The following is an 8577-nucleotide window of genomic DNA, read 5'->3' on the forward strand; positions in this document are numbered from 1 at the left end:
CAAGTATATTTATTAACATTGTCAACAAATAAAACTTGGCACATGAATTTTACGTATAATTTTGCATCATCGAAAAAGGAAAGTTTTAAACCAACCGATTATGCTGAAAATACTTAAAAGAAAAGATGAGCGGCAGGATGAGAGCCGCGAGAAAGGGAACGTTGCCGTTTTGGAAGAGACACCGCTCGGCAGAGAGATGCTTGAACCGGTCGTGGAGAAAGAGGAGGATACTGCTGAAAATGCCGATGAAACCGAACAAGTTGAGACAGAAGGAGAGGCACAAGAGGATCGTAGTTGCGGAATTACGGTTGAGTTTCAGATGGCGGCAGAGTCTTTTGCCAAGGGTGGAGGCGTGGATCCGGAACGGCTTGAGGAGGCGTTGGCGTTCATGCAGAAGACGGGAGAGGCTTGGCGCGATGGAGCTTTGACTGTGGATTTGCTTGAGTCTGTTATCAAAGGTTTAGGCTTTGACGCAGCCGTCGCAAATGCTTTCGCCGAGGGTGAGCTGCAGGGACGCAACACCCGGATTGCCGAGGAGTTCATGAAGCCCGAAGATTCCGACGGTCTGCCGCACCTCTCGGGTCGCGGAAATATCGGAAGCGGTCGGAAGAAAGTATCTTCAATATTCGATCTTGCCCGTAGCGCGGGGTGAGACCGAATGTCAGATAATTTGACATAAAATAATCACTAACTTACAAATTTTAAAGAAAATGAATGCAGAAAATCTCAATGTGACAGCCGGAACGGCTAATCTTCAGACTCAGGTGCCGGGTGCCCCTGCAACCGTCTCCTCGGCGGCGGAAGTGACAGGTGGTGTTGCCGCCGGATCTTTTGTGGAGACAGACATCGATGACGAACTTTTTCAGTTCAACTCAGATGACACTCCGCTGATGAATTTGATGCTTCGCGCAAAGCGGGTCAAGGTAAACAGCCCGGAAGTGGAGCATTACATGATCGATGAGTCGCGCAGCCTGATAACTGTGGCGGAAGATGTGGAAGAGCAGAACAAGATGCAGGTGACACTCCCTCTTCTCGCACAGGACCAGAATCTTCCGCGTCCTTACTCGACTCTTCTTGTGAAAGGGGTCGACGGCTATACGCCCGACGGCGACTCTCGCACTCCAGGCAAAGGACTCATGCTTTTTGTTGTGGCGGTGGATCCGACGACCAACAATCCTGTGGTACGTGCGGTAAATGGTCGCAAATCGCAGAAAGAAGACGAATTTTCGAGTGTGCCGCGAATACCGGCTGGTACGAAGGTGGTGATTCTTGCAAACTCGCTTTACGAGACGCAGAAGGAGGTTGACCCCGATCTGATTGTGCCTCAGCCCACGAAGATATATCTTCAGAAAAGGGGTATGAACCAGGTTGTTTCCGACTATTTCGAATCGCAGCGCAAACGGATTCCCTTCTCCAAGGCTATAATCGCGGAGCAGGCGATAGCCAACTTCAAGGTGCGCGGCAACCGCACTCTCTGGGCGGGGCGCGCCGGCAAATTCAAGATGAATGTGCCCAGAATGGGATTGCAGTATGTATATTGCACCGAAGGTCTGCGCTGGCAGTTCAAACGTGAGCTTATGCACAAGGGGAAATGGACCGTAGAGGATGTCATAGCGTTGGCGAAGATGTTTTTCACCGGAGAGGATGTTCCCAAGACGGCTCTCCTGCTTGCAGGAAAGAATCTGTTGGAGCAGATACAGTGCATCGACTTCTCGAAACATCCTGAGATACAGATTTCGACCAAGGTCAACAGTGTCGGCTGGACTGTGACCAACTTCCACACCGTGTTCGGAGACATTGAGATCAAGCGTGAACCCACGCTCGACCGTCTCGGATGGAGCAATTCCGGCGCATTGATCGGAGAAAATCGCCTGGTGCATTATGTCTATTCATCAGAACACAGTTTCAGTGATCGTGTCGACGGTGAGGAAGCGACTCGCAACGGCATTCTTATCTGGGATGCCCTCGCGCTGAAAGGAAGCTGTCATATCTGGATTGACGGAGACTGAGACAAACCCACGGACGGCTCGTTCGCCTTCCGCATGTGGAACGGAGAGGAAGCACCGTCAGACGCAGTTTCGGGAGATATATTCTATCTCACTTCCGACTGTCCGGGAATGTCACCCTCCGCGCGTATCGGGCAGATATGGCAGGCGGTGAAGACAATGGGTGACGATGGATCCGAAAAAATCGCATGGCAACCTTATTCCGGCGAGATTGAGGTCAGCTGAAACCGCGAGTCATGAACAAACATATAAGGTAACATGAAAAAGACGTATGGAGTAAACGGGATGATGGAATGGAATGCCATCATCCCGGTAGGACGCACTTCGGTAAGAGTGCATTTTACCGGTGGAACCGTCACCGGCTACGGAGTGTCGCCCGCGACATTCACCACCGACAACCCGGCTGTGATACACCTGATAGAGAACAGTCACTGGTTCCGTCACCGCAAGATAATGCTTCTCAAGACAGAAGGCTCGCCGGCAAGGAGGAAATAGAGACAAGACAGTTTTAAACAGTTTTTTTATTTATGGAATAATATGGAAGTCAAGATAAGCGAGATGGTGTCGGGAGTGTTGAAATATCTCGATGAAAACGAAGAAATGATAGTTGATAAAACGGAATTCGGATACCCCGCGACATCTCTCACGGATCTTGTCGCAGAGGTGTTGCCCGATGTGGCTGAGAGAACCATAGCCGAAGCCGAACGCGGAGATATTGACGAGTGGCTGGAGATGGAGGGAGATTTCGAATGGGTGTCACCGGGCACGGGAGAGATGGAGCTTCCTGAGGATTTTCTTCGTCTCGCGGTGTTCCGTATGAGCGATTGGAAACGCTCCGTGTCTGTGGCTGTTTCTTCGGATTCACCGGTATATTCCCTGCGTTTCAATCCGGGGTGTGACCGCAAGAGGATAAGGAAATCACCGATGGTGGCTGTCGTGGAAGGGAGAGGGCGCAGGAAACTGGAATTTACCGGTTCCACCGATGCCGGGGCGTATGTCGAGCTTGCGGGTTATGTGCCCCGACCTGCAGGCGATGATCCCGAAAAACTCCGGATACCCCGAAGTCTCGTGAAGAGAGTCGTCATGAACGCGGCGTCAAAAGTCAGGGAAATCCGAATCTGACAAGACCCCGTCCCGTTTGCCGGGATGGGGTCTAACTGTTCAAAAACATATGGTAAAGTTTGCAAAACACGAAACGCGCATATATGAGGGTTTGCACAGGTTGATTAATCTTCGTATATTTGCAGCATTACTTATCGGCTTATAATCTAACACCAAATGTTAAAAAAAATCAGCGTAATTGCATTTGCGGCAACGATGCTCACCGTGTCGGCTGCCGAAGACTGGGAGAACCCCGCGAAGTTTGCGGAAGGACGTCTCCCTCACCGTGCTACAGCCTATCCCTATCCTACGGCGGCGGAAGCTCTCAAAGGGGATTTCAAGGCTTCAATCTGGTATGAGAGCCTTAATGGCAAGTGGAAATTCAATTATTCGGCAAAACCGTCGGAGAGACCGAAAGATTTTTATCTTACCGGTTATGACGTTTCATCCTGGGGCGACATCAACGTGCCTGGCAACTGGGAGATGCAGGGATACGGAACGCCGATCTATGTGAATGTCGGTTTCGGATTTCTTAACCGCAATCCCCCTTTCACCACACATGACGACAACCCCGTAGGCAGCTACAAGCGTACATTCGATATCCCCGCATCATGGGACGGACGCAAGGTATTCCTTCATTTCGGCGGTTCCACATCAGGAATGTATGTATGGGTCAACGGAAAGAAAGTGGGATATGTGCAGAGCACCAAGAATCCTGCAGAATTCGACATTACTCCATATATACATCAGGGGAAGAACGACATAGCATGCGAGGTATATCGCTGGACCGACGGAACCTATCTCGAGGACCAGGATTTCTGGCGTCTTTCCGGTCTTGAGCGTGATGTGTATCTTTATTCCACCGCGGACCAGCGCATCGGTGACTTCTTTGCCCGCGCCGGTCTTGACAGCGGCTATAAAAACGGTACGCTCGACCTTGACGTGGATCTCCTGAACTATGCTTCCGGAAACGCGCCTGTGAATGTCAATGCCGAGTTGTTTGACGCGGCTGGCAAGAAAGTCTGGTCCGCCACTGCAAAAAGCGACATCGTCTCCAATGGAGAAAAAACAGTGAATTTCAAGGGCTCTGTCAGAAATGTTGCCAAATGGAGCGCGGAGATTCCCAATCTCTACACACTTGTAATCACACTCGCCGACAAATCCGGAAAGACAATTGAGTCAACATCGGCAAGAGTCGGCTTCCGCAGCGTAGAGATAAAGAACGCCCAGCTCATGGTAAACGGCAGGCCGATAGAGGTTCATGGCGTGAATCTGCATGAGCATCATCCGATACACGGACATACTGTGGACCGCGAGACAATGATGAAGGATATACGCATGATGAAGCGCAACAACGTCAATGCCATCCGCACCTGCCACTATCCGCAGTCTCCCATGATGTATGACCTCTGCGACGAATACGGTCTCTATGTGGTTGACGAGGCGAATATCGAGATTCACGGCATGGGTGAGGTGCACAATTATCCTGACACCACCAACCATCCCGCATATCATCCCGCATGGCGCGACTGTATGCTCGACCGCGAGATGGCTCTCGTGGAGCGCGACAAGAACCATCCTTCTGTCATAACCTGGAGTCTCGGCAACGAGGCAGGCAATGGAGAAAACTTCCAGATAGCCTACAGATGGATCAAGGAGCGCGACAAGACACGTCCCGTGCAGTTCGAACAGGCTGACGAGACCTGGAACACGGATATAGTCTGCCCGATGTATCCGTCGATACGATATATGAAGGAATATGCGGCACGCAAGAATGTGACACGTCCCTACATCATGTGCGAGTATGCCCATGCAATGGGTAACTCTTCCGGCAATTTCCAGGAGTATTTCGACATAATCCGCAGCAGCCCCCACATGCAGGGTGGCTTTATCNGGGACTGGGTAGACCAGGGCTTCCTGCGTCAGAACGAGGACGGTNGCAGTTACTGGACCTACGGCGGCGACTACGGCGCACGCAGCTATAAGAACGATGGCAATTTCTGTATAAACGGTGTTGTCAATCCCGACCGTACCGCGCATCCCGGTCTCTATGAGGTGAAGAAAGTATATCAGGACATACGCTTCGCTCCCGATGTGAAGAAAGGAACCATAACAATAGAGAACAATTTCATACACAAGGATCTTTCTGACTATGATTTCAACTGGCAGATTCTCCGTGACGGCAAGATCGTGTAAAACGGTACGTTCGCAAAGGTGAACGCCCTGCCGGGGAAGACGGCTGTGGTGAAGATGCCTCTTGACGGTGTGGATCTCGGAGACGGTGCGGAGTATTATTTCAATATCTTCGCGAATGTACGCACCGGCGACGACATAATACCGGCTGGTCACGAGCAGGCTCGCGAGGAGGTGGAGCTTTCCGGTCACAGGACATACAAACCCGCTGTGGCTGCGGCAGCTCCGACGGTTGACGAGACATCGAACGGCTGGACGGTAAAGGCAGGGAATGTGGAGATATTCTTCAACAAGGAGGGATGGATCAGATCATATGCGGCTGACGGACGCAAGCTTCTGTCGCAAGGCATCGCTCCTTCGTTCTGGCGCGCACCCACCGACAATGACTGGGGTAACAACGCCCACAAGCGTCTGAACGCATGGCGTGTCGCTTTCGACAATTCAAGAGTCACCTCCGCCACTCTTGTCAAAGAGGGTGATGTGGTCAAGGTGGTGTCGATGCGAGACATGCCCGATGTAAACTGCGGTCTAAAGACTGTCTATACAGTCTATGGAGACGGAACACTTGGTGTGACAGAGTCGCTTGTCACTCACGCGGACGCACGTATCCCCGAACTGATGCGTTTCGGCACTTCGATAGCGATGCCCAAGGAGTATGACAACTTCACCTGGTATGGTCGCGGACCGTGGGAGAATTACTNGGACCGCAAGCATTCATCGTTCGTAGGTGTCTACAGCGGCAAGGTCGCTGACCAGTATTATCCCTATATCCGTCCGCAGGAATCGGGTAACAAGACTGACGTGCGCTGGGCGGAGCTTACCGACAAGGACGGCTTCGGTATCCGCGTTGTGGGCGAAGGGTTGCTGAATGTCAGCGCGCTTGACGTGACACCCGAGGCGCTCGACCCCGGCATGGACAAGCACAACATGCACCAGAACGATGTCTGGCCCGATGCCTGGAACGTCTACCTCAACGTAGACCTCGCACAGCGCGGTCTCGGCGGTGACAACAGCTGGGGTGCCGCGCCTCACGCCCCCTACATCCTTACTCCCAAGGATTACAGCTATACCTACTATCTGACCCCCGTCACGAAGTAAGGCAGCTGCAGGAACTGCAGAATAAATACATAACCGAATAAAAATGGTCAGCCGCTTCCTTCGCGAAGCCGCTGACCATTTTTATAAGTAAGTATTGGAAATCAGAGAGTCTTTGGATTTAACTTTCATTCACGTGTAGATGGTTTTTCGAGGGAATTTCACCAAGTCTCATCGGTCACATAGCCCGCCATAGTTTCGCAGTCAATCTGCTCAATGCCGGGGCGGATATAAAGACGGTGTCTTCGCTGCTTGGTCATGCGAGCATCAAGATGACCGAAGAGTATCTGCACGTCATTGACCAGCGCAAGCAGTAAGCCATCAACAAGCTCGGCAAGGTCGCCTTTGATGTTGATTGAAGCTGATAATCCCCCGTGGCATTTTTGACACTTTGGCACTTTGGCACTTTGGCACTTTGGCACTTTCGCTTGTTATAGTGTTGTATAGGCGACCAGAAATGACTATGTTTCATTTTTGACGTGGATTTAGTGGTTGGACATCGGGAGGGAACCCCGGTGTCCTTTTTCTCTGTTGTCCAATCCGATGAAAATGATTATCTTTTCAAACTAAAACGGCATTTTGTCATGTCAGGTTCGAATGTAGGGGGTATAAAAATAAATGCCACGCAAAACTGCATGGCATTTATTTCTATAGTTTGAGACCGGATCAGATGTGGGGACCTGCCGCAACGAGAGCCTTGCCGGCTTCGTTGGTCTCGAATTTCTTGAAGTTGTTGATGAACATCTCGGCGAGTTTCTTAGCCTTGTCATCCCATTCTTTGGCATCTGCATAGGTGTCGCGGGGATCGAGGATGCCGGTGTTTACGCCGGGAAGCTCGGTAGGAATAACGAAATCGAAGTAGGGAAGAACCTTTGTGGGTGCCTTCTCGATGTCACCGTTGAGGATGTCGTCGATGATACCGCGTGTGTCAGGAATTGAGATACGTTTGCCAGTACCGTTCCAACCTGTGTTCACGAGGTATGCTTTAGCGCCGTTGAGGCTCATTTTCTTCTCAAGTTCCTCTGCATATTTTGTGGGGTGCAGAGAAAGGAATGCCTGACCGAAGCAAGCCGAGAATGTGGGAGTAGGCTCTGTGATGCCACGCTCTGTTCCGGCGAGTTTAGCGGTGAAGCCGCTGAGGAAGTAATATTTAGCCTGCTCATTGTTGAGGAGGGCAACAGGAGGAAGAACTCCAAACGCGTCTGCGCTGAGGAAGATCACCTGTTTTGCTGCCGGACCTTTGGACACGGGCTTTACGATGTTCTCGATGTGGTAGATAGGATAAGAAACGCGGGTGTTCTCTGTCACGCTCTTGTCAGCGAAATCACATTTGCCGTCAGCCTCTACTGTAACGTTCTCAAGAAGAGCGTCGCGCTTGATGGCGCCGTAGATGTCGGGTTCGTTTTCCTTGGAAAGGTTGATGACCTTAGCGTAGCAGCCACCCTCGTAGTTGAAGACACCGTCGTTATCCCAGCCGTGCTCGTCGTCACCGATGAGTTTACGTTTCGGGTCAGTGGAGAGGGTAGTCTTGCCTGTTCCGGAAAGACCGAAGAAGATGGCTGTTGAAGTCTCTTCCATGTTGGTGTTGGCTGAGCAGTGCATTGAAGCGATGCCACGGAGAGGATTGAAGTAGTTCATCATGGAGAACATACCTTTCTTCATCTCGCCGCCATACCAGGTGTTGATGATTACCTGCTCGCGCTCTTTGATGTTGAATGCCACTACTGTCTCTGAGTGGAGACCGAGCTCTTCGTAGTTCTCGCATTTAGCCTTTGATGCGTTGAAGACAACGAAGTCGGGAGTGAAGTCTTCGAGTTCCTCTTTTGTAGGACGGATGAACATGTTGGTCACGAAGTGAGCCTGCCATGCAACCTCCATGATGAAACGTACTTTAAGACGTGTAGCCTCGTTGGCGCCGCAGAACAGGTCTACAACGTAAAGAGTCTTGTCGCTGAGCTCTTTAACTGCCTTTTCGCGAAGCTCGTCCCATACTTTTGTGGTGATCGGCTTGTTGTCATTCTTATATTCTTCGGAGGTCCACCATACGGTGTTTTCTGTAACCTCGTCTTTTACGAGATATTTGTCTTTGGGAGAACGACCTGTGTAAACGCCTGTGAATACGTCTACTGCTCCGAGGTCGGTTGTGATACCTTTTTCATAACCCTCGAGGTGGGGGTTGGTC

9 protein-coding genes are annotated in these 8577 nt (G+C 51.1%); 8 read left to right on the forward strand and 1 reads right to left on the reverse strand.

What is annotated here, in order from left to right:
• Window positions 1-100 precede the first annotated feature (100 nt).
• From JX312_RS05765 to JX312_RS05800, 8 genes are all read left to right on the forward strand, one after another.
• Window positions 101-652, forward strand: coding sequence for a hypothetical protein (locus JX312_RS05765; protein ID WP_204457359.1), 552 nt, complete (start codon window positions 101-103; stop codon window positions 650-652).
• A gap of 58 nt (window positions 653-710) precedes the next feature.
• Window positions 711-2009, forward strand: coding sequence for a hypothetical protein (locus JX312_RS05770; protein ID WP_204457360.1), 1299 nt, complete (start codon window positions 711-713; stop codon window positions 2007-2009).
• Between the two features lie 33 nt (window positions 2010-2042).
• On the forward strand, window positions 2043-2231 hold the full coding sequence (locus tag JX312_RS05775; protein ID WP_204457361.1) for a hypothetical protein: 189 nt from the start codon (window positions 2043-2045) through the stop codon (window positions 2229-2231).
• A 33-nt stretch (window positions 2232-2264) separates the two neighbouring features.
• Complete coding sequence (locus JX312_RS05780) at window positions 2265-2501, forward strand: hypothetical protein (RefSeq protein WP_124029513.1); 237 nt, start codon at window positions 2265-2267, stop codon at window positions 2499-2501.
• A 42-nt stretch (window positions 2502-2543) separates the two neighbouring features.
• Window positions 2544-3128, forward strand: a complete 585-nt coding sequence (locus JX312_RS05785; RefSeq protein ID WP_128707532.1) for a hypothetical protein — start codon at window positions 2544-2546, stop codon at window positions 3126-3128.
• Window positions 3129-3284: 156 nt separating this feature from the next.
• Window positions 3285-5303, forward strand: coding sequence for a glycoside hydrolase family 2 TIM barrel-domain containing protein (locus JX312_RS05790; RefSeq protein WP_204457362.1), 2019 nt, complete (start codon window positions 3285-3287; stop codon window positions 5301-5303).
• Window positions 5304-5321: 18 nt separating this feature from the next.
• On the forward strand, window positions 5322-6398 hold the full coding sequence (locus tag JX312_RS05795) for a beta-galactosidase small subunit (RefSeq protein WP_204457363.1): 1077 nt from the start codon (window positions 5322-5324) through the stop codon (window positions 6396-6398).
• A gap of 206 nt (window positions 6399-6604) precedes the next feature.
• The gene (locus JX312_RS05800) at window positions 6605-6712 is read left to right on the forward strand and encodes a tyrosine-type recombinase/integrase (RefSeq protein WP_239653824.1); all 108 of its coding nucleotides are present in this window, start codon (window positions 6605-6607) and stop codon (window positions 6710-6712) included.
• Window positions 6713-7061: 349 nt separating this feature from the next.
• Here the strand turns inward: JX312_RS05800 and pckA are convergent.
• The coding region (gene pckA / locus JX312_RS05805) for a phosphoenolpyruvate carboxykinase (ATP) (RefSeq protein ID WP_204457364.1) at window positions 7062-8577 on the reverse strand (1516 nt) is incomplete at its 5' end.

It is taken from the genome of Barnesiella sp. CU968 (assembly GCF_905219685.1).
Classification (GTDB): Bacteria; Bacteroidota; Bacteroidia; order Bacteroidales; family Muribaculaceae; genus Lepagella; species Lepagella muris_A.

Excerpts from the sequence above, each read along its gene's own strand:
- JX312_RS05765 (WP_204457359.1), top strand. The coding sequence starts at position 101 with ATGCTGAAAATACTTAAAAGAAAAGATGAGCGGCAGGATGAGAGCCGC.
- JX312_RS05770 (WP_204457360.1), top strand. The coding sequence starts at position 711 with ATGAATGCAGAAAATCTCAATGTGACAGCCGGAACGGCTAATCTTCAG.
- JX312_RS05775 (WP_204457361.1), top strand. The coding sequence starts at position 2,043 with ATGTGGAACGGAGAGGAAGCACCGTCAGACGCAGTTTCGGGAGATATA.
- JX312_RS05780 (WP_124029513.1), top strand. The coding sequence starts at position 2,265 with ATGAAAAAGACGTATGGAGTAAACGGGATGATGGAATGGAATGCCATC.
- JX312_RS05785 (WP_128707532.1), top strand. The coding sequence starts at position 2,544 with ATGGAAGTCAAGATAAGCGAGATGGTGTCGGGAGTGTTGAAATATCTC.